Here is a 20,649-nt window from a genome sequence, read left to right as displayed (position 1 = left end):
CACGCTGTCCGCCGGTTTTTGCCAGGCGGGGCGCCGCGATGGCGGTTGTCCCGCCCGGGCCTGTCGACCGGTGTCGCGGTGGCCAGGCAAGGAGTGCTATGAAGGTCCACGTATTGCAGCATGTCCCTTTTGAAGGGCTCGGCAGTATCGAACGGTGGCTGGCCGATCGCCGGGACGAGGTCTCGTTTACCCGGTTCTTCGACTCGCCGGTGCTGCCGGCGGTCGCCGGGATCGATCTGGTGATCGTCCTCGGCGGGCCGATGGGGGTTCATGACGAGGAGAGCTGTCCATGGCTGGTTGCCGAGAAACGCTTTGTCGGCGATTGCATCGATCGCGGCCTGGCGGTCCTCGGCATCTGTCTCGGGGCCCAGATCATCGCCGCGGCGCTCGGGGCGCAGGTGTATCCCAACCCGGAACGGGAAATCGGCTGGTGGCCGCTGCAGCTGCTGCCCGCCGCCGCCGACAGCCCGCTCTTTGCCGGCTTTCCCGCCGAGGTCGAGGTCTTCCACTGGCATGGCGACACCTTCGACCTGCCGCCGGGGGCCGACCATATCGCCCGCAGCGCCGCCTGCGCCCATCAGGCCTTCGTCTACCGGGAGCGGACCGTCGGCCTGCAGTTTCACCTCGAGACCACCGGCGACAGCGCCCGGCAGTTGATCGCGATGTGCGCCGGGGAGATCGTGCCGGGACCGTTCATCCAGAGCGCTGCGGCCATGACCGCCGATTCCCGGCGCTTTGCCCGGATCAACGGCCTGATGTACGGCCTCCTCGACTATCTCGCCCGCGGGATTGCCGGGGGAAGGGAGTCTGTCCGACCGGAGTGGTAAACCCCGGCCAACCGATCCATCGATCCTGCCGTGATCAATCCCAGGCGGCGGGATGGGCGGGGAATGAAGACAGTCAAATTACGGAAATTCACCAAGGGAGGTCTACGATGTTTTGCTTTCAATGCCAGGAAACGGCCAAGAACAGCGGCTGTACGATCAAGGGGGTCTGCGGCAAGCCGGAGGCGACCGCCAACCTGCAGGACATGCTGCTCTTCGTCCTGCGCGGCATGGCGGTCTACGGCGACGGGCTGCGACAGCTCGGCCAACCCGACCGCAGCCACGACGAGTTCGTCCTCAAGGGGCTGTTCGCCACCATCACCAACGCCAACTGGGCCGACAGCCGCTTCGTGGCGATGATCGAGGACGGGCTCAGGCGACGCGACAGCCTGCGGACGGCCTTTCTCGCTGCCTACAAGGCGAAAAACGGCCAGGATTTCGGCGATTCTTTGCCCGACGAGGCGACCTGGAGCGGCACCGCCGCCGACTTCGCCGCCAAGGCCGGGACAGTCGGGGTGCTGCGCACCGCCAACGAGGATGTGCGCTCGCTGAAGGAGATGCTGATCATCGGTCTCAAGGGGATCGCCGCCTATGCCGAGCACGCCATGGTCCTCGGTTACCGCAAGGATGAGATCGGCGACTTCATGTTCGAGGCCCTGGCCTCGGCGACGCAGGAACTGCCGATCGACGAGATGCTCGCCCTGGTGATGAAGGCCGGGCGGACCTCGGTGACCACCATGGCCCTGCTCGACGAGGCCAATACGACGACCTACGGCCATCCCGAGATCACCGAGGTCAATATCGGGGTGCGGACCAACCCCGGCATCCTGATCAGCGGCCATGACCTCAAGGACCTGGAGGAACTGCTGCACCAGACCGAGGGCACCGGGGTCGATGTCTATACCCACGGCGAGATGCTGCCGGCCAACTCCTACCCGGCGTTCAAGAAATATTCCCATTTCGTCGGCAATTACGGCGGGTCGTGGTGGCATCAGCCGGACGAGTTCGAGTCGTTCAACGGCCCGGTGCTGCTGACCACCAACTGCCTGGTACCGCTGCGCAAGAGCAGCACCTACCTCGACCGCCTCTACACCACCGGGGTGGTCGGCTACGACGGCGCGACCCATATCCAAGACCGCCCGGCCGGCGGGGCCAAGGATTTTTCGGCGCTGATCGCCCGGGCCAGATCCTGCCCGCCTCCGACCGAACTCGAGACCGGCACCATCGTCGGCGGCTTCGCCCACCACCAGGTCCTGGCCCTGGCCGACAAGGTGGTCGCGGCGGTCAAGTCCGGGGCGATCAAACGCTTCGTGGTCATGGGCGGCTGCGACGGCCGTCACAACTCGCGGCAGTATTTCACCGATGTGGCCGCCAACCTGCCGCCGGATACGATCATCCTCACCGCCGGTTGCGCCAAGTTCCGCTACAACAAGCTCCAGCTCGGCGATATCGGCGGCATCCCGCGGGTGCTCGATGCCGGCCAGTGCAACGATTCCTATTCCCTCGCCGTCATCGCCCTGAAACTCAAGGAAGTGTTCGGCCTCGACGATCTCAACCAGCTGCCGCTGTCGTTCGACATCGCCTGGTACGAGCAGAAGGCGGTGGCGGTGCTGCTGGCCCTGCTGTACCTCGGGGTCAAGGGCATGCGCCTCGGCCCGACGCTGCCCGGCTTCCTGTCGCCGGGGGTGGCGAAGGTGCTGGTCGACAGATTCGATATCAAACCGATCGGCACCGCCGAGGAGGATATCGCGGCGATGATGGCCGGCCGCTAGGCCCGCCCTTGGACCGACCACCGGGTCTCCCCAGGAACGGATGTCCGGTGGCCGGGTGAAGACCGGGGCGGCCGGAAAGGCCGAACAACAGCACAGGGAGGAACGATATGGCGAAAAAAGTGACGATCGACGAAGAAGAGTGCATCGGCTGCCAGACCTGCGTCGAACTCTGCCCGGAGGTGTTCAGCTTCAATGACGCGACCGAAAAGGCCGAGGTCCGCGCGACGATGACCGGCACCGAGGGGTGCATCGACGAGGCGGTGGATTCATGCCCGGTGAGCTGCATCACGGTCGAATGAAGGCGGTGCGTCGTGTCCCGGCTGGCCGCTCCCCGGCCACCACATGGCCGGGGGGAGGGACCGATCGGACTGGTACAGGAGGCAGTCATGCGGAACGAAGACCCGATTTTGAGGAAGACCATCGGCGAGATCGTGGCCGGCGATTACCGGACCGCCGCGGTGTTCGACCGCCATGGGATCGATTTCTGCTGCGGCGGCAAGGTTCCCCTCGCCACGGTCTGTCGGGACCGAGGGCTTGATCCGGCCGCCCTGCTGCGGGAGATCGAGGCGGTGCAGCGAGGGCCGGTCGATCGCAACCGCAATTTCGCCGCCTGGGAGCTGCCGTTTCTGGCCGACTATATCGTCAACACCCATCATGCCTACCTATGGGAGAATGACGGAACGATCGCCGCCCATGCCGCCAAGGTCGCCGCCGTCCATGGCCTCAACCACCCGGAGGTGATTGAAATCGCCCGGATCTTCGACAGGATCGCGGTTGCCATGGAGGCCCATCTGCGGGAGGAGGAAGGGGTGTTCTTCCCGGCGGTCAAACGGCTGGCCGCGGCGCGAAAATCCGGGGTGGCGTCATCGGCCGCCGATCGCGCCGTGGTCGAGGCCTCGCTGGCCAGGCTGGGCCGCGAGCATGAGGAAATCGGCGACGCGGTCCACACCGTCCGTCGTCTTGCCGGGGACTATGCCCTGCCGGCCGACGCCTGCAACACCTTCCTGCTCACCTATCGCCAGCTCCAGGAGTTCGAGGAAGATCTCCATCTCCACGTCCACCTCGAAAACAACATCCTCTTCCCGAAGGCGGCGCTGCTATAGGCGCTGCCGGCCGATCCGCCGAATCCCGGGCCGGTGTCGCGTCGGATACCGGCCGCCTCACCTGGGCCCCATCCCTCCTGGCCGATGCGCCTGCGGCATGGATGGGGGAGCCGGCGGCCGGCTACTCGACATCGGGTCGGTGCCAGCGGTCCATGTGGGCGGCATGGATCCGCAGGTAGGAACCCGGCTTGAAAAACTCGTCGTAGAAATCCGGATCGAGGTGGTGTGCCTGCAGATACATGATCAGGAACATCGACGGCACCGTCGCCGGGAACTTGCCGAACGTGTCGACCAGGTACTGGGCCTGGAGGGCGACGCATTGCCGGAACCGGTCATCGTGCACCGTGGCGGCGGAGCGCACCTTGCGGCTGTCCTTCCACGGGCCGGGGGTGTCGGGATGGAACGGTCCGCCCGGACCGAACTTGCGCTCGCACAGCGCTTCGACGGCGGCTCGCATATCCGGGTGATGGGGTGGACAGAAGCCCTCCATCACCCCTTCCAGCCCGGTGGGGTCGGGATACGGCCACCGGTCGTCGGTCTCGAACCTGAACCCCAGGCCCGGAATCGCCGGGTCGCCGCTGCAGCCGAGCATTGCGAAGGGATCGACGCCGTTGAACATCCAGCCCCCCAGTCCCATTGCCTGCAGCATCAGGGTCCCGGCATAGCAGCCGGCCGCCAGCTCGACGGTGAGCTCGGCCAGCGACCACTGCTCGACAAAGGTGATCGGCCAGACATTGGCGACATCGACGATGTCGGCGAATCGGCCGAGGCCCGGGATGCTCCGGCGGTTGATGTCGTCGTACAGTACCAGGCCGTTCTGCAGCATGTAGCAGAGGGCGAGCAGGACGTGCTGGGACAGGTCGCCGACCGGGATCACAACCAGGGTGGAGGGCTTGTTGAACACTCGGGTGTTGTGGGCCTCGGTGAGCGGTACCGGCTCCCTGGTCGAGGTATAGGCGAGCACCCCGTCGGGAATCTCGGCCCCGGCGAAGAAGCGCCGCGAACGCCGCCCCAGCAGGGCCTCGATCAGCGGGAAGGAGAGCATGTCCGAAAAACCGGGTGGTATCGAGGTCTTCATGAAGACCTCCTGTGGTTCAGGGTGGGAAGGGGACAGATGCGGGGAAGGCGCGGTATGGGTTGTTCCGGCGGCCCCGCGGGCGGGAAGGATCCTCCAGGTAATGAATGATGGTCGAGATGTGAAGATGGTCGACCGAGGCCTCGCCTCGGTCGTCATGCTTCAATGCTATGTGATGCGGGCGGTGGATGTCAAACTGGAATGCGACGGGCATCCCGATCCCGCTGGGAATCGAAACGCCCGATGGCTCCCGCGGGATGGTGGTTTACCGGCGCACCAGCTCATACCCGCCGCGGCGCCCCGAGGCCTTCGCGTAAGGCCTGGATCTCCGGATCGGCGAGGTAGTCGTCGTAGGGGATCATCTTGTCGACCACCCCGCCGGGCAGGATCTCGATGATCCGGTTGGCCACGGTCTGGACCAGGGTGTGGTCGTGGGAGGAGAACAGGATGATCTCGCTGAAGGCCTGCAGGCCGTTGTTGAGGGCGGTGATCGATTCGAGGTCGAGGTGGTTGGTCGGCTCGTCGAGAATCAGGGCGTTGGCGTCGCTCAGCATCATCTTCGCCAGCAGGCAGCGGACCCGTTCGCCGCCGGACAGCACCGAAGTCTTCTTCAGCGCCTCGTCGCCGGAGAACAGCATCTTGCCGAGGAAACCGCGGGCGAAGCTCTCGCCCTCGGTCACCGGGGTGTACTGGCGCAGCCAGTCGACCAGGGTCATCTCGCTCTGAAAAAAGGCGCTGTTCTCCTTCGGGAAGTAGGCGGTGCTCATCGTCTGACCCCAGCGGAAGGTGCCGGAATCGGGTGCCTCTTCGCCGGCCAGGATCTGGAACAGGGCGGTGATCGCCGGGGCGCCCGTGCCGACGAAGGCGATCTTCTCGCCGCGGTTGACGGTCAGGGTGAAGTTCTTCAGCAGCTGCACCCCCTCGATGCTCTTGCCGATCCCGTCGACCTCGAGGATCACGTCGCCGCAGGGCCGGCCGGGTTTGAACAGGATGAAGGGGTACTTGCGCGACGAGGCCGGCAGGTCGTCGATTTCGAGTTTGTCGAGCAGCTTCTTGCGGGCCGTGGCCTGGCGGGCCTTGGAGGCGTTGGAGGAGAAGCGCTGGATGAACTCCTTGAGGTCCTTGGCCTTGGCCTCGGCCTTCTTGTTGGCGTCCTGGCGCTGCTGCTGGGCCAGCTGGCTGGCCTGGTACCAGAAGTCGTAGTTGCCGACGTAGATCTGGATCCGGCCGAAGTCGATGTCGGCCATGTGGGTGCACACCTGGTTGAGGAAGTGGCGGTCATGGGAGACGATGATGACGGTGTTGGCGAAGCGTTCGAGAAAGCCCTCGAGCCAGGCGATCGAGCGGATATCGAGGTTGTTGGTCGGCTCGTCGAGCAGCAGGATGTCGGGATTGCCGAACAGGGCCTGGGCCAGCAGGACCCGGACCTTGTCGCCGCCGTCGAGTTCCTTCATCTTCCGCTCCCGCAACTCCTCCGGGATGCCGAGGCCGCTGAGCAGCACCGCCGCCTCGGACTCGGCCTCGTAGCCGTTCATCTCGGCGAATTCGGCCTCCAGTTCGCCGCTCCTGATACCGTCGGCCTCGGTGAACTCGCTCTTGGCGTAGAGGGCCTCGCGCTCGGCCATAAGCTCGCACAGGCGGGGATGGCCCATCAGCACGGTGCGGGCGACGGTCTGGTCGTCGAAGGCGAACTGGTCCTGGTTGAGATAGGCGATGCGCAGGCCCGAGCCGACGAAGATCTCGCCGCGGTCGGCATCGCGCTGGCCGGCGAGGATCTTGAGAAAGGTCGATTTGCCGGCGCCGTTGGCCCCGATCAGGCCGTAGCAGTTGCCGGGGGTGAACTTGATGTTGACGTCCTTGAAGATGACGCGTTTGCCGTAGGACAGGGCGATGTTGGAGGCGTGGATCATTGGGTTTCCATGGGGTAGTTCCGCCGGCCCGAAGCGGGGAGGGCGGAGTGGGGTTTTACCGGCCGCCGGCCGGTCTCAATGGGTGGCTGCGGTCTGCCGGGACGTGCGCTGGTAATCGTCGTAGTGGCCGTCGTAGATCCGCAGTGCGCCATGGTCGATCTCGAACACCCGGTCGACCAGATGGCGGAGGAAGTGGCGGTCGTGGCTGACCAGGATCACCGTGCCGTCGTACTTGCGCAGGGCCTCGAGCAGGACCTCGCGCGACTGGATGTCGAGGTGGTTGGTCGGCTCGTCGAGGACCAGCAGGTTGAGCGGCTGGATCAGCAGGCGGGCCAGGGCCACCCGGCTCTTCTCGCCGCCGGACAGCCGGCCGACCCGCTTGTCGATGGCGTCGCCGCGGAACAGGAAGGCGGCGCAGAGGTTGCGCAGCACGCCGATGTTCTCGAGCGGCGCCGCTTCCTGGATCGCCTCGAATACCGTCTGCCGGGGCTGGAGGCCGTCCATCGCGTGCTGGCTGAAATAGCCGCAGGTGACATTCGCGCCGAGGCTCAGGCTGCCGCCGGTCGGCTCGGTGCTGCCGCTGATGATCTTGAGCAGGGTCGACTTGCCGGCGCCGTTGACCCCGACCACGGCGATCTTCTGCTGCCGCCGGATCGTGCCGGTCAGGCCGCTGAACACCGGTCTCTCGCCGCCGTCGGGCAGCCGCCAGGCCTTGCCGAGCTCGTGCAGGTGCAATACGTCGTCGCCGCTGCGGGGCGGGGTCGGGAACGCGAAGCGGATGCTCCGTTGTTCCGGCGGCACCTCGATCCGCTCGATCTTCTCCAGCTTCTTGACCCGCGACTGGACCTGAGCGGCATGGGAGGCGCGGGCGGCGAAGCGGGCGATGAACTCCTCCTCCTTGGCCAGCATCTCCTGCTGCCGCCGGTAGCTGGCCAGCAGCTGGTCGCGGCGGATCTCCCGCTCCTGCAGATAGAAATCGTAGTTGCCGCTGTAGGTGGTGATCCCGCGGTTGGCGACCTCGATGATCCGGGTGACGATGCGGTTCATGAAGTCGCGGTCGTGGCAGGTCATCAGCAGGGCGCCGTTGAAGTCGCTTGCCAGCCATTCCTCGAGCCAGACGATCGACTCGAGGTCGAGGTGGTTGGTCGGCTCGTCGAGCAGCAGGACGTCGGGGTTGATCGTCAGGATCCTGGCCAGGGCGATCCGCATCTTCCAGCCGCCGGAGAAGTGCTCCACCGGCCGGTCGAAATCCTCCGGGGCGAAACCGAGGCCGGACAGCACCGCCTTGGCCCGGGCGTCGAGATCGTAGCCGCCGCGGTGTTCGAAGACCTCGACGATGTCGCCGTAGCGTTCGAGCAGCTCGGCCATCTCGTCGTCGCTCAACGGCTCGGCCATTTGCGCCTCCATCGCCCGCATCTGTTGACCCATCGCGACGATCTCGCCGGCGGCCGACATGACTTCGGCCAACACCGAACTGCAGGCCATCTCACCGACATCCTGGGAAAAATAACCGATCACGGTCTTCTTGGCGCAGCTGATTTCGCCGCGGTCGGCCTCCTCCTCGCCTACGATCAGGCGGAAGATGGTGGTCTTGCCGGCGCCGTTGGGGCCGACCAGGCCGGTGCGGCAGCCCGGCAGGATCTGGAGGCTGGCGTCCCGGAACAGGACCCGGGTCCCGTGCTGTTTGCTGATGTTGGTGAGGTGGATCATGGCGTGGTTGCGGCGAAAAAAGAAGTAATATACTCCATCGGCGGAGGCGGCGCAAGCCCGATGTGGCAGGTCTTCAGAACGGCGCCGGCGATGCGAAGGCCAGCGCGGCGCCGCTTGCGGGATGGGCGAGGGCGAGGAAGGAGGCGTGGAGCATCATTCGCTCCCCCTCGCCGCCGTGGCCATAGAGCCGGTCGCCGACGATGGGGATGCCGAGGCCGAGCCGGTGGGCGGCATGGACCCGGAGCTGGTGGGTGCGGCCGGTCAACGGGGTGAATTCGATCCGGGTCCGGTTGCCCTCGATGGCGAGGCGGCGCCAGGAGGTGATGCCCAGCTTGCCGCGGACCGGGTCATGGATCTGACAGGGGCGGTTGTCGGGGTCGAGCCGGAAGGGCAGGCGGATCCCGCCTTCCCGCTCCGCGACGATGCCGTCGAGCAGGGCGGTGTAGCGTTTTTCTACCTGGCGGGCCTCGAACTGCCGGCTGAGGCGACGGTGGGCCTCGGCGGTGACGGCGAGGAGCATCAGGCCGGAGGTGGCCATGTCGAGCCGATGCACCGCCGGCTGGGCGATCATCGCCGGCACCAGCCGCCGGAGCCGGGCCACCACGCAGTCCTGCTTGTCGGGACCGCGGCCGGGGACGGCGAGCAGCCCGGCGGGCTTGTCGACCACCAGCAGCGCCGCATCCCGATAAATGACGACGGGGTCAGGCAGCGGGGCCGGCATGGCTGCCCTCCACGCCGCAGAGCATGAAGCCGAGGATCGCTGCGCATTTTTCGGCGCAGGAGGGGTAGAACCGGCCCTCCTCCCTGGTCCCGGAACGGTTGCTCCGGCCCCAGAAGAATTCGGCCAGGCCGAGTGGCACCAGGTTGGAGCGGGCGGCGAGGTTGAGCAGCTTCGGGGCGCAGCAGTCGCCGGTACCGGTGGGAATACCGCTGCCGTTCGTTGCGGCGGCAAAGAGCGAGGCCTCGCGGCCGTGGAAGTTGGTCAGGCGATAGAGGCCATGGATCCGCCGCATCAGGTCCTGCGACAGCTGGCGGCGGCGACGCCGCAGCGTCCTCCGGTCCTCCGGATCGCCGGCGTACGCCAGCGCCGCCCCCAACTCCTTGATTTCCGCCTCGGTGGCGGCGGTGATCGCCGCTAATTGCCGGCTGTCGAACAGCGGCGGGGCCCAGCCGTCGATCTCCCACAGGCCGTTGTACTGGCCGGAAAAGGCTCGCAGGATCCGGGTCGAGCCGTCCGGGGCCAGGCATTCCAGGACGCCGAACATCTTGCCCCGGGCCTCGCCGTAGAGCCAGTCGGTGGAGAGGCGGGGGGCGGAGTCCGTGGCGGCGGCGCCGAGATCGAGGGAGCGGCGGGTGCGGAGGAGCTCCATCAGCTCGAGACCGTGGCGGCGGGCGCCGTTTTCATGGAGCTGATGGTCCCGACCGCAGGCCCGGCAGAAACCGCGGCAGGCCACCGGCCGGGCGTCGGGTCGGCAGGTGTCCCGGGGCAAATTTGTTCCCTGTCCGGGCGGGTCATTTTCGCCGGTGCAGTCTGGATGACGGATAATCATGAGCAGTTTTTTACCCGATCGGCTACAAAGAAGGAAGAACGACGTGACCGCACCCAACCGGCAAGAGGCGAGGATATCCCCGATCCATGAACACATCGACCAGAAAGAAATCGCACCTGTTTCACCAGCTGGAACCTGAACTGGTGCTCGGCCTGGCAGAAGAAGAGCTTGGTCTGCGACTGACCAACCTTTTCCGGCCGATGACCAGTTATATCAACAAGGTCTATGAGCTCGAGCGGCGCCGGGGCGGCGGCCTGATCATCAAATTCTACCGTCCCGGACGGTGGACCGACAAGGCGTTGCTCGACGAGCATGCCTTCGTACTGGAACTTGTCGAGCGCGAAATCCCGGTGGTCCCGCCGTTGAAACTCAAATCGGGGGCGACGCTGGGCACCGCCAAAGGGCTGCGCTATGCCATCTTCCCCAAACGCGGCGGGCGAAGCCACGACGAATACAACGACGACCAGTGGCTCGAAATCGGCCGTCTGCTCGGGCGCATTCACAGCGTCGGGGCGGTGCGGAGCGCCCGCCACCGGCTGGTCATGGCCCCTGATCACTCCACCGCCCGCCATCTCCGCACCCTGCTCGACGGCGATATCGTGCCCGGCGAGCTGAAGGGACGTCTGCAGGAGGTCTGCGCGGCGATTCTCGACGAGATCCGCCCGATCTTCGTCGGCAGCGAGCGGATCCGGATCCACGGCGACTGCCACTTCGCCAATCTGCTGCAACGGCCCGGGGAACCGCTGTACCTGATCGATTTCGACGACATGGCGATGGGCCCGCCGGTCCAGGACCTGTGGATGCTGTTGCCCGGCCGGCTGATGGATTCCATGGCCGAGGTCGACCTCTTCCTTGAAGGGTACGAGACCTTCCGTCCCTTCGACCGCCGCAGCCTCAGGCTCATCGAACCGCTGCGGGCCATGCGCTACATCCATTACATGGCCTGGTGCGCGCACCAGGTCTGCGACGACGGCGACACCCGGGCCATCGATGACTTCGGCTCGGCGGAGTACTGGCAGCGGGAGATCAAGGACCTGCAGGACCAGTTGGAAGAGATCCGGCGCGTCCCGTCCGCAGGGGGCAACCTGCTCTGAGCCGGAGTCGACCCGCACGGCTCAGGAGAAGATCGGGAACAGGCGCTGCAGCAGACTGCGGCTCTGCCTCCTCACTACCTTGAGCATCGCGCGGAATTCCAGGTTGAACCGCTCCTCCACTGCCAGCCACTCCTCCCTGCTGCGATCGAAGCGGCCCCACGGCACCGGATGCCGGAAGGCGAGGATGACGGCATTGCCGCGATCCGGCACCGGCACGAAGATCTGGCCGTCGAGGCAGGAGGCGATGCTTTCCCTGATCGCGTCGAGCCGGCCGGCGTCGCCGCTGAAGAGGTTGCAGCTCAGCATGCCCTCGTCCGCCAGCACTGTCGCGCACTGCATGAAAAAGGGGGTTGAATAGATGTTTGCCGCCATGCCCCGGTGATCGAAGGCATCCACCAGAATCAGGTCGTAGCGCCGGTCGGCGGCGGTCGCTGCGAGGAAGGCGAGACCATCCTCGCAGTGGATACGGACGCGATCATTTTCCGGCAGCAGGAAATAACGGCGGGCGAGGGCGATGACGAGGGGGGAATTGTCGACCGCATCGATGATGCTCTCCGGGAAATGATGGTGGCAATAGCGGACCAGTGATCCGGCGCCGATGCCGACGATCAGGATGCGTTCGATCGAATCCAGGGCAGGCAGGCCGAGCAGCATGTACCGGGTATAGGACAACTCCAGCCGTTCCGGGTGATCGGGGGACATGCTGCTCTGGAGGAAGCGGGAGGCGAAGAACAGGGAACGGAGGCCGTCGTTGACGACGATTTCGACCAGATCGCCATTCCATTCTTCCCGGTGGAGGAGTTCGCCGCTTATCGTGTCCATGGGACGGATTCTCCTGAAAATTGAAAGTGGATCGTGCTTCCGCCATTATACCCGAATTGACTATCCTGTCAAAAAAACAGCGATTTTTCAGGGCAATTGGCTTGACGGCGACAGATCCATTCTGGCATCATTTCAAATGAGATGGGGCCGGGGGCGGTTGAGATCAACGAGGAGGTTTGAGTGGCTTCAGCAGCACGAAAAAAGAAGATCCTGATCATGGATGACGAGGAGATGATCGGCGAGATTGCCTGTCAGATGCTCACCTTTCTTGGCTACGAGGCCCGGCATGTGCTCGACGGGGAGGAGGCGATCTCGCTCTACAGGCAGCATCTTGAAGCGGGCGACCCTTTCGCCGCGGTCATCATGGACTTGACGATCCCGAAGGGTATGGGCGGCAAGGAGGCCGTGCTCGAACTCCTCGCCCTTGATCCGCAGGCCAGGGTCCTGGTCTCCAGCGGCTATTCCAACGATCCCGGCATGGTCAACTTCAGCAGGTATGGGTTCTGCGGTCATATCGAAAAACCGTTCGATCTGGCGTCCCTCAAGGCAGCCATCGAGGCTGTCCTCTGATCTCCCGCCGGCAATCGGCCGGCGATTTCCTCACCAGAGCCGGTTGTCGCCCCTGCCGGCAACGACGCTGAACCTTCCCCGGGGCGGGTGCTTCAGGCGTGAGCATGGGTGGCAATTCGGCAAAAGTCTGGTATGGTGAGCCTCCGTTGTGCGATTCCATTTTCCAACCCGGGGGAGAACGCTCTTGTCCGTTACACCGATCCGCCTGATATATTTCGCCACCATCGTCACGATCTGTTCTCTCTACGCCGCCCAGCCCATTCAACCGGTGTTCCAGAGGGAATTCCAGCTCAGCAGCCTCCAGGCGATCCTGTTCACCACCCTGATGATGGCCCCGCTGGGCTGCGCCCCGCTGTTTTACGGCTATCTCCTCGAGGCCTTTTCGGCCAAGCTGCTGGTGCGCTGGGCCCTGGCCCTGCTCGGCATCCTGGAATTTCTGTTCGCCGCAACCAACGACTACTTCACCCTCCTGTTCCTGCGGGCGGTCCAGGGCCTGATCATCCCGGCCATCCTCACCTCGCTGATGAGCTATATCTCCTATTCCTCGGCCCGGGAGGAGGTGCAGCACTCCATCGCCATGTATGTCGGGGCGACCATCATGGGCGGTTTCCTCGGCCGTTTTTTCTCCGGCCTGTTAACCGAGCTGTTCGGCTGGCGGGTCTTCTTCTTCGTTCTCGGCCTGCTGCTGCTGGTCGCCAGCTATCTCCTGTCCTGCCTCGAGCGCGATGTCAAGATGACCTACGCCCGCCCCCGGTTGGCCGAGATTACCGGCCTGCTCAGGCAGGGCGAGTTCCTGTGGCTCTATCTCGCCATCTTCTGCCTGTTCTTCGTCTTTTCCGCCCTGATGAACATCCTCCCCTTCGAACTGCGCAAGGTCGGGACCCTGTTCGGCGAGGCCGGGGTCGGCCTGCTCTATCTCGGCTACTCCATGGGCGTCTTCGTCTCCTTCAACAGCCGCAGGATCATCCGCCTGTTCGGCAGCGAGACCACCGCCATCAGCGCCGGCATCGTCATCTTTTTCATCGGCACGATGATCTTCATGATTGAGAGCTACAGCGTGATGTTCCTCGCCATGTTCGTCTTCTGCACCGGCTCCTTCCTTGCCCATTCGCTGCTTTCCGGCTTCGTCAACAAACTGGCGCGGGACAACAAGGCCATCGCCAACGGCGTCTATATCTCCTTCTACTACCTGGGCGGGACGATCGGGTCGTTTCTGCCGGGCTACTTTTTCGAGCGGTTCGGCTGGCAGGTCTTTCTCGCCTCGCTGCTCTGTGTCCTGGTCCTGGCCCTGCTGTTCGTGCAGCGGCTCAGCCGTGCGGTCAGCAACCTGGCCTGAACGGCCGGGGGTCAGGATGGCTCCCTGCGCGCCGATGCCTCGATCACCAGCATCCGCTGCCACCGGCCGTGGCGATAGCGGCCGGCCGCCAGCAGGAAGAGGACGAAGACGAAGAGCAGGACGCACAGCCAGGCGCCGATGATGCCCATGCCGAACGCCGCGATTCCCACCGCCACCGGCAGGATCAGGCAGAGCACCGAGGCGAGGCCGATGCTGACCATGATGAAGCGGGTGTCGCCGGCCCCCTTGAGTACCCCGCTGAACACCATGTACAGGGCGTCGAAGAAGAGATAGGCGGAGACGATGCGGAGAATGGGCACCGCCATGGCGAGCACCGCCCCGGCGGCGGCGGGATTGCGGGCCGCGGCGAGGAAGGGGGCGAGGATGGCCTGGGGAAAGAGGATGAACAGCAGGTCGACGATGGCGATATAGACCAGCAGCAGATGGATGCCGCTCCACACCGCCGCCCGGGCCTGCTGCGGCTGCCTGGCGCCCAGGGCCTGGCCGACGAGGACGCTGACGCCCTGGGAGACGCCCATCGACGGCATGAAGGCCAGGGCGTTGATCGACAGGACGATGTTGGTCGCCGCCAGCTCGATGGTGCCGATCCGGCCGACCAGGAGGATGAACATGGTGAAGGCGAATATGTCGATGCTGAACTGCAGCGAACCGGGGACGCCGTAGCGCATCAGGCGGAGGAAGATCTCGGCGCTGAAGGCGCGGTGGCTGAGAACGGCGAAACGGCGGTCGTGATCGCGGGTGAAGATCAAAAGGCTCAGCAGCAGGAAACTGACCGCCCAGGCGCAGACCGTGGCGACCGCCGCTCCGGCGATCCCCATCTCCGGCAGACCCCAGCGGCCGAAGATCAGGGCGTAGTCGAGCGGGATGTTGACGATCATGCCGAGCAGGGTGCTGAGCATCACCGGCCGGGTCATCCCCCGGCCGGCGAAGAAGGTCGACAGCGTGGCGACGGCGACATGGAGGACGGCGCCGCGGCAGAGGATATCGAAATAGATCCGCTCCAGGGCCTGGACCTCCGGGCTGTGGCCGGCGAGGCGGAACAGCGGCCCGCCGGCGACCAGGGAAAGGAGCCAGAAGATCAGGCCGGAGAACAGGGTGAAATAGATCCCCTGCCACAGCACCCGGCCGATCTGGCGATGGGCGCCGCTGCCGCTGTACTGGGCGATGAACACCCCGGCGTAGCTGCCGACCCCGCCGAAGAAGGCCATGAACAGGAAGGCGGTGATGCCGGCCGGCGCGGCGGCGGAGATCGCCTCGAGGTTGTAGTTGGCGAGAAAGGCGCGGTCGGTGAATTCCATTACCGTGGTCGCCGACATGCTCGCCACCAGCGGCAGGCAGACCCGGATGACGTCATGGTAGCGGCTGCGACGGCGCCAATGGCTGATCAGTTGGAGCATGCGGGCGGTATGGTCTCGGCAGGAGTTGCGGTCGGGCTGGGTGGAGGTTCGGAATGTCCTCTTACCCGAAGACCGGACAATTTGGTAGCACGTATTTGCGCCATCGGTCGGCGACGGCGTGGGAGCGGCAAGCCGCGACAATGGAGGTGAGGTGGCGATGGATGACCGGCTGCAATTTACCCTTTCCTCGTTCGGATTCAAATACGGTCCGCCGCTTACGGCGAGCCATCTGTGGGACGTCCGTTTTCTCCCCAACCCCTATTGGGTCGAGGAGATGCGGGATCTGACCGGCCTTGATCCCCGGGTTGCCGCCTATGTCCTCGATAATCCCGCCGGCCGCCGCTTTCTTCATCTGGCCCGGCCCTTCCTGGCCTTTCTCGTGGAGCAGAACCTTGCCGCCGGCAGGCCGGAGATGTGGCTGGCGATCGGCTGCACCGGCGGTCAGCACCGGTCGGTGGCGGTGGTCGAGGCCCTGGGGCAGGGATTGCTCGACCTGCCGGTCGACCTGGTGGTCCGCCACCGCGACTGCCCCGGGACGGCGGCCGCTGAGCCGGCTCCGGGGTGGTAACCGCCGCCGGGGCGTCGCTCCTCAGCGGGAGGCCGGGGGAATCGACCGCCAGCGCAGCACCCGGTTCCGGCCCTGCTGCTTGGCGTGGTACAGGGCCCGGTCAGCCCGTTCGATCAGGCCATCCAGGGATTCGCCGTCAAGATGCTGGGCGACTCCGATCGAGATGGTGATGGGAAAGGAGATCGCTGGACTGAGGCCGGCCTGGAGGCTGGTGCGGATGCGTTCGGCAAAGAGCGTGGCGGCCTGTTCGTCGGTATCGGGCAACAGGATGACGAATTCCTCCCCGCCCCACCGGGCCGGGGTATCATAGGGGCGGCAGCAGGCCCGCAGGTGGGTGGCGGTGGCCTTCAGCACCTGATCGCCGACCTGATGGCCGCGGGTATCGTTGATGAACTTGAAGTGATCGAGATCGGCGAAGATCAGCGACAGGTCGGCATTCCTCCTGCTGATGCGGGCCAGCTCGTCGGCAAAGATCCGGGTGAAGTTGCGGCGGTTGCTGAGGCCGGTCAGGGGATCGTGGGTCGACAGTTCCTGCAGCTCATCGATCAGGGCCGTTACCTGGCGCTCCTTTTCCCTTCTGACGCAGCCCAGGATCCCGAACAGGGTGCCGAACAGCAGCGGATGGATCATGAAGAACCACTGGATGGGCGTCGTCAGGACCGTGGTCAGCGGCGAAGGGATGTTGTGGGAGGCGAGGAAGGCGTAGTGCATGCTGGTCGTCACCAGGGGGATGGGCAGACCCCAGAGGATGCCGAACCAGATATAGACATTGCGGAAGATATCGTAGCTGAAGGGTTGGCCTGCCGCCGTACAGAATTCCTTGATCTGCGTCTCGATCGTTTGTGCCATGAGGGTTCCTGGGGCGTCGGTGGGGCCGGATTCTGCGTCCGCCATCGTCAGACAGACGGGCTGAAGAGATCGGCATGATATCCGCAACCGTTGAAATGATAGCAATCCCGATCCAAATAGACAAGCGCTTTACCCCTTGCGGTCGGTGCAGCGATCAGGCGGTCGGGAGGTAGGAAAAAGGGTGCCACCCTGTTCCGGGAAGTGGATATTTTTTACCCACATTTTTTCAGCTGGTGGAGGATGTGGCCGGGCGGTACAACTTTTAAATACTGAAATTACAGATATATACATAAATATATCACCATTGGCATTGTTGTTGCTACAACTATGGCACAAGGCAATTGGAGTGATGGCGACAGTCGCCGTCAACCTTCAGCACGACGCGAAGAAACCCGGAGAATTCGGTTTCGGGTCTTCATCACCAATCGAACAAGGAGAAACACCATGAAAAAGAAAATCGCAGCAGTCGTTCTCGTCTTAAGTCTGGCCACCGTCGGTATCGCTTCGGCCCGGGGCGGCATGGGAATGGGCATGGGTCCGGGGGCCGGCATGGGCTGCCCGCAGGGAATTGCCCAGTACCAGCAGCTCGACGAGGCCACCCGGACCAAGATCGACGGCTTCTATCGTGACACCCAGGACCTGCGCAAGCAGATCGTCATGAAGCATGCGGCGATGCGGGCCCTGATGACCAGCCAGAATGCCGACCCGGCCGCCGCCTCGAAACTCAGCGGTGAGCTGTTCGACCTCCAGGCGACCATCCAGGACAAGGCCAAGGCCGCCGGGGTTTCCCAGTATATCGGTGCCGGTGGATGCGGCATGGGCATGGGCATGGGCGGGGGCATGGGCATGGGCCCCCATGGCGGTCGCGGCATGATGGGCGGCAGGATGTAACTTCAATTTCGGGGCACCTCCTCCCCACCCCGGAACCCCCCAGGCAGCCCTGCTGTCTGGGGGGTTTTTTATTTGCGCCTCGTTGACCAAAAGGGAAAAGTGGGCTAGATGTCTTGTGGAACAGACGGCCCGCATCCGTACGACTGGATCGGTAAGGAAGCGGAGAGTAAGGGAGTGGTTCACTTTGCGCGGAGGAAGACATGGGGAGATCAGGAATTGCCGCCCTGTTGCTGGTGCTGGCAATGGTTCAGGGCGTTGCGGCGCAGCCCGCGGTGGTCTCGGTCAACCAGTTTGTCGAGCATCCCGCCCTCGATGCGGTGCTCAAAGGCCTCCAGGACTACCTGAAGGATAAGGGCGTGGCGGTCGACTATCGCGTCCACAACGCCCAGGCCAACATGGGCACCGCGACCCAGATCGCCCAGCAGATGGTGGGCGAGAAGGCCGATCTGCTGGTGGCGATCGCCACCCCCAGCGCTCAGGCCTGCGCCCAGGCCCTGGCCAAGGCCCCGGCCGACATGAAGCGGCCCTTCCTGTTCACCGCCGTCACCGATCCGGTCTCGGCCGGGCTGGTCAAGGACCTGCAGCACCCGGGCGGCGATATCACCGGCGTCTCCGACCTGCTGCCGCTCGAAGAGCACATGAAGATGGTGCTGACCTTCAAGCCCGATATCAAGCGTCTCGGTCTGCTCTACAACGCCGGCGAGGCCAACTCGAAGACCGTGGTCGCCGGGATCGGGGAGTTGAGCGGCAGGATGGGCTTTACGGTGGTAGAGGCCACCGTCGCCAGGACCGCCGACGTCTTTGCCGCCGCCCGGAGCCTGGTCGGCCGGGCCGATGCGATCTTCATCCCGACCGACAACACCATCGTCTCGGCGCTTGAGTCGGTGCTCAAGGTCGGGGTCGAGAACAAACTGCCGGTGTTTGCCGCCGACGTCGATTCGGTTGCCCGCGGGGCGGTGGCGGCGATGGGGTTCGATTACTACCGCCACGGCTACCAGACCGGGGCGATGGCCGAGCGGATCCTCAAGGGCGAGAAACCGGCCGATATCCCGGTGGAGTTCCAGAAAGACCTGCAGCTTGACATCAACCTCAAGTATGCCAGGCTGATGGGGATCGAACCGCCGGCCGAACTGCTGCGGAAGGCGACCAAGGTTCATCGCTAACGGATCGGGCCGATGACACTGTACGCGGCGCTCGGGGCCATAGAGCAGGGATTCGTCTATGGCATCATGGTTATCGGGGTCTACCTGACCTTCCGCATCCTCGATTTCCCCGACCTGACGGTGGACGGCAGTCTGCCGCTCGGGGCCTCGATCTCGGCGGTGGCCATCACCCACGGGATCAATCCGTTTCTGTCCCTGCTCCTCGCCCTGGCCGGGGGCTTCGTTGCCGGGATGGTGACGGCGGTGTTGAACACCAAGTTCCGGATTCTCCACCTGCTGGCCTCGATCCTGACGATGATCGCCCTCTATTCGATCAACATCCGCATCATGGCCGGTCCCAATGTCGCCCTGCTCGGCTCGGCGACGGTCTTCGATGCGGTGTCCGGCTTCGGCGTCCCGCCCCACTTCGCCGGCCTGATGATCTTCGGCGCCTTCGCGATCCTGGTGGTCGGGCTGATGATCTGGTTCCTCGGCACCGAGCTCGGCCAGGCGATCCTGGCCACCGGCGACAACCCGCAGATGATCACCAGCCTCGGCGTCAATACCCACACCATCATCATCCTCGGGGTCGGCCTCTCCAACGCCCTGATCACCCCCAATCTCAAGAAGAGGCTGATACAACGGTGATCCGGCTGGAACGCATCATCAAATATTTTCATCGGGGCAGCGTCAACGAGGTCTTCGCCCTCAACGATCTCAGCCTGCGGGTGGCCGAAGGCGAGTTCGTGACGGTCATCGGTTCGAACGGGGCCGGCAAGTCGACACTGTTGAACTGCATCGCCGGTGGTTTCTTCCCTGATTCCGGCTCGATCGCGATCGCCGGCGAGGACGTTACCCGCTGGCCGGAATACAGGAGGGCCAGTTTGATCGCCCGGGTCTTCCAGGACCCGCTGCTCGGCACCTGTCCCTCGGCCACCATCGAGCAGAACATGGCCCTGGCCATTCGCCGCGGCCGGACACGGGGCCTGGCCAGGGGGGTGAAGCCTGCCGATCGGGCACTGTTCCGCCGCCAACTCGAACAGCTCGGGCTGGGGCTCGAGCATCGCCTGCTCGACAAGGTCGGCCTGCTGTCCGGCGGGCAGCGGCAGGCCCTGACCATGCTGATGGCGACGATGGTCCGGCCGGAGGTCCTGCTGCTCGACGAGCATATCGCCGCCCTCGATCCGAAGACCGCCAGCCAGATCCTCCAGTTGACCCGGGATATCATCGCGCAGCAGGGGCTCACCACCCTGATGATCACCCACAACATGAAACATGCCATCGCCTTCGGCAACCGCCTGATCATGCTCCACCAGGGCCGGATCATCCTCGATCTCAGCGGCAAGGCCAAGCAGGACCTGACCGTCAGCGATCTCCTGGCCCAGTTCTACCGGTCCCAGGGGGAGGAACTGGCCCTCGACTCGCTGCTGCTCGGCTGATTCCCCCGTCCTGACGTCTCCGGCCTGCCGCGCCGCCGGTGACAGGCCGTATCCGGCAGGATGGCGACCGGCGCAGGTGCCGGTGCCGGGGGAGGAACAACGGCAGGGCCGGTTGCCGAAATTGTCTTTCTTTTTACCGAGGAGGGCGTAATGAAAGAGGAATATAATTTCAACCTGACGGTGCCGCTGGCGGACCTCGACACGGCGATTGTTCTCCTCGACGAGGCCCGGACCCAATACCCCGACATGCGGCTCAGCCGCAAGCCGGACCGGCACGGCAATGCCCGTTTCTATCTCTGTTTTCCTTTCCATGGTGTCCGAACCGACCTGCAGTTCATGGCCTGGTTCATGGACCGCAACACCAGCAACTGGGAACTGTTCGGTCCCAATTACGGCATCTGGGGCCTGAGCTGATACCGCGCCGAAATGTCCATCCCGGCCGTATCTGCCGGCCGGGATGGACAACCACCGGGCGGAGTGCCGGCAGCACGTCGCTGATTGACGCCGCTGACAATGCCGGAAAGTAACCCCTTTTGATGGATACCACGATAGATACCTGCTGTCGGATACCCGAGA

General features: G+C 64.7%; 20 protein-coding genes and 1 pseudogene. 13 read left to right on the top strand and 8 right to left on the bottom strand.

Annotation, left to right across the window (positions count from 1 at the left end):
• The first annotated feature begins 98 nt into the window (after positions 1–98).
• From ACWGKN_RS11105 to ric, 4 genes are all read left to right on the top strand, one after another.
• Entirely contained in the window at positions 99–827 is a 729-nt protein-coding gene (locus ACWGKN_RS11105) for a type 1 glutamine amidotransferase (RefSeq protein WP_035234050.1), read from the top strand.
• Between the two features lie 107 nt (positions 828–934).
• Positions 935–2,596 carry a hydroxylamine reductase gene (gene hcp, locus ACWGKN_RS11100; protein WP_452095213.1) on the top strand — a complete coding sequence of 554 codons (1,662 nt, stop codon included), beginning with the start codon at positions 935–937 and terminating at the stop codon, positions 2,594–2,596.
• Positions 2,597–2,703: 107 nt separating this feature from the next.
• Positions 2,704–2,895 carry a ferredoxin gene (locus ACWGKN_RS11095; protein ID WP_035234038.1) on the top strand — a complete coding sequence of 64 codons (192 nt, stop codon included), beginning with the start codon at positions 2,704–2,706 and terminating at the stop codon, positions 2,893–2,895.
• Positions 2,896–2,982: 87 nt separating this feature from the next.
• The gene (gene ric / locus ACWGKN_RS11090; RefSeq protein WP_452095212.1) at positions 2,983–3,699 is read left to right on the top strand and encodes an iron-sulfur cluster repair di-iron protein; all 717 of its coding nucleotides are present in this window, start codon (positions 2,983–2,985) and stop codon (positions 3,697–3,699) included.
• A gap of 121 nt (positions 3,700–3,820) precedes the next feature.
• Here the strand turns inward: ric and ACWGKN_RS11085 are convergent, their stop codons facing one another.
• From ACWGKN_RS11085 to ACWGKN_RS11065, 5 genes are all read right to left on the bottom strand, one after another.
• Positions 3,821–4,777: a hypothetical protein gene (locus ACWGKN_RS11085; RefSeq protein ID WP_452095211.1), complete on the bottom strand. Its 957-nt coding sequence runs from the start codon at positions 4,775–4,777 to the stop codon at positions 3,821–3,823.
• Between the two features lie 278 nt (positions 4,778–5,055).
• On the bottom strand, positions 5,056–6,684 hold the full coding sequence (locus ACWGKN_RS11080) for an ABC-F family ATP-binding cassette domain-containing protein (RefSeq protein WP_452095210.1): 1,629 nt from the start codon (positions 6,682–6,684) through the stop codon (positions 5,056–5,058).
• 75 nt (positions 6,685–6,759) lie between these two features.
• Positions 6,760–8,394, bottom strand: a complete 1,635-nt coding sequence (locus ACWGKN_RS11075) for an ABC-F family ATP-binding cassette domain-containing protein (RefSeq protein WP_452095209.1) — start codon at positions 8,392–8,394, stop codon at positions 6,760–6,762.
• 73 nt (positions 8,395–8,467) lie between these two features.
• Positions 8,468–9,115, bottom strand: coding sequence for an RluA family pseudouridine synthase (locus ACWGKN_RS11070; RefSeq protein WP_035234031.1), 648 nt, complete (start codon positions 9,113–9,115; stop codon positions 8,468–8,470).
• Positions 9,096–9,884: a hypothetical protein gene (locus ACWGKN_RS11065; protein ID WP_052160344.1), complete on the bottom strand. Its 789-nt coding sequence runs from the start codon at positions 9,882–9,884 to the stop codon at positions 9,096–9,098. Before ACWGKN_RS11065 ends, ACWGKN_RS11070 begins: the two co-directional genes overlap by 20 nt.
• 146 nt (positions 9,885–10,030) lie before the next feature.
• Between ACWGKN_RS11065 and ACWGKN_RS11060 the strand changes: the two genes are divergently transcribed.
• Positions 10,031–11,038, top strand: coding sequence for a serine/threonine protein kinase (locus ACWGKN_RS11060; RefSeq protein ID WP_035234029.1), 1,008 nt, complete (start codon positions 10,031–10,033; stop codon positions 11,036–11,038).
• Between the two features lie 21 nt (positions 11,039–11,059).
• Here ACWGKN_RS11060 and ACWGKN_RS11055 read toward each other — a convergent pair whose 3' ends face one another.
• Positions 11,060–11,860, bottom strand: coding sequence for a spermine/spermidine synthase domain-containing protein (locus ACWGKN_RS11055; protein ID WP_035234026.1), 801 nt, complete (start codon positions 11,858–11,860; stop codon positions 11,060–11,062).
• Between the two features lie 180 nt (positions 11,861–12,040).
• Between ACWGKN_RS11055 and ACWGKN_RS11050 the strand changes: the two genes are divergently transcribed.
• Both ACWGKN_RS11050 and ACWGKN_RS11045 read left to right on the top strand, forming a co-directional pair.
• Positions 12,041–12,430, top strand: coding sequence for a response regulator (locus ACWGKN_RS11050; protein WP_035234024.1), 390 nt, complete (start codon positions 12,041–12,043; stop codon positions 12,428–12,430).
• A 184-nt stretch (positions 12,431–12,614) separates the two neighbouring features.
• Complete coding sequence (locus ACWGKN_RS11045; RefSeq protein WP_452095208.1) at positions 12,615–13,766, top strand: MFS transporter; 1,152 nt, start codon at positions 12,615–12,617, stop codon at positions 13,764–13,766.
• Between the two features lie 11 nt (positions 13,767–13,777).
• On the opposite strand, the gene ACWGKN_RS11040 is transcribed toward ACWGKN_RS11045, so the two are convergent.
• The gene (locus ACWGKN_RS11040) at positions 13,778–15,184 is read right to left on the bottom strand and encodes an MATE family efflux transporter (protein WP_052159575.1); all 1,407 of its coding nucleotides are present in this window, start codon (positions 15,182–15,184) and stop codon (positions 13,778–13,780) included.
• A gap of 118 nt (positions 15,185–15,302) precedes the next feature.
• Here ACWGKN_RS11040 and ACWGKN_RS11035 point away from each other — a divergent pair, with 118 nt between their 5' ends.
• The gene (locus tag ACWGKN_RS11035; protein WP_424253518.1) at positions 15,303–15,752 is read left to right on the top strand and encodes a RapZ C-terminal domain-containing protein; all 450 of its coding nucleotides are present in this window, start codon (positions 15,303–15,305) and stop codon (positions 15,750–15,752) included.
• 21 nt (positions 15,753–15,773) lie between these two features.
• Here the strand turns inward: ACWGKN_RS11035 and ACWGKN_RS11030 are convergent, their stop codons facing one another.
• On the bottom strand, positions 15,774–16,601 hold the full coding sequence (locus tag ACWGKN_RS11030; RefSeq protein WP_452095207.1) for a GGDEF domain-containing protein: 828 nt from the start codon (positions 16,599–16,601) through the stop codon (positions 15,774–15,776).
• Between the two features lie 444 nt (positions 16,602–17,045).
• Between ACWGKN_RS11030 and ACWGKN_RS11025 the strand changes: the two genes are divergently transcribed.
• The 5 genes and pseudogenes from ACWGKN_RS11025 to ACWGKN_RS11005 all read left to right on the top strand — a co-directional run bounded on the left by ACWGKN_RS11025 (position 17,046) and on the right by ACWGKN_RS11005 (position 20,487).
• Positions 17,046–17,492 carry a periplasmic heavy metal sensor gene (locus tag ACWGKN_RS11025; protein WP_452095206.1) on the top strand — a complete coding sequence of 149 codons (447 nt, stop codon included), beginning with the start codon at positions 17,046–17,048 and terminating at the stop codon, positions 17,490–17,492.
• Positions 17,493–17,692: 200 nt separating this feature from the next.
• Positions 17,693–18,655: an ABC transporter substrate-binding protein gene (locus tag ACWGKN_RS11020; RefSeq protein WP_452095205.1), complete on the top strand. Its 963-nt coding sequence runs from the start codon at positions 17,693–17,695 to the stop codon at positions 18,653–18,655.
• A gap of 12 nt (positions 18,656–18,667) precedes the next feature.
• Positions 18,668–19,246, top strand: a pseudogene (locus ACWGKN_RS11015) (ABC transporter permease); the annotation flags it as partial.
• Between the two features lie 32 nt (positions 19,247–19,278).
• Positions 19,279–20,073, top strand: a complete 795-nt coding sequence (locus tag ACWGKN_RS11010; RefSeq protein ID WP_035225835.1) for an ABC transporter ATP-binding protein — start codon at positions 19,279–19,281, stop codon at positions 20,071–20,073.
• 150 nt (positions 20,074–20,223) lie between these two features.
• A complete protein-coding gene (locus ACWGKN_RS11005; protein WP_452095204.1) occupies positions 20,224–20,487 on the top strand; it encodes a hypothetical protein in 264 nt (87 codons plus the stop codon).
• Positions 20,488–20,649 lie beyond the last annotated feature (162 nt).

It is taken from the genome of Desulfoprunum sp., assembly GCF_053613775.1.
The sequence above is the reverse complement of the archived record's forward strand: the minus strand, read 5'-3'. Positions and strand labels throughout refer to the sequence as shown.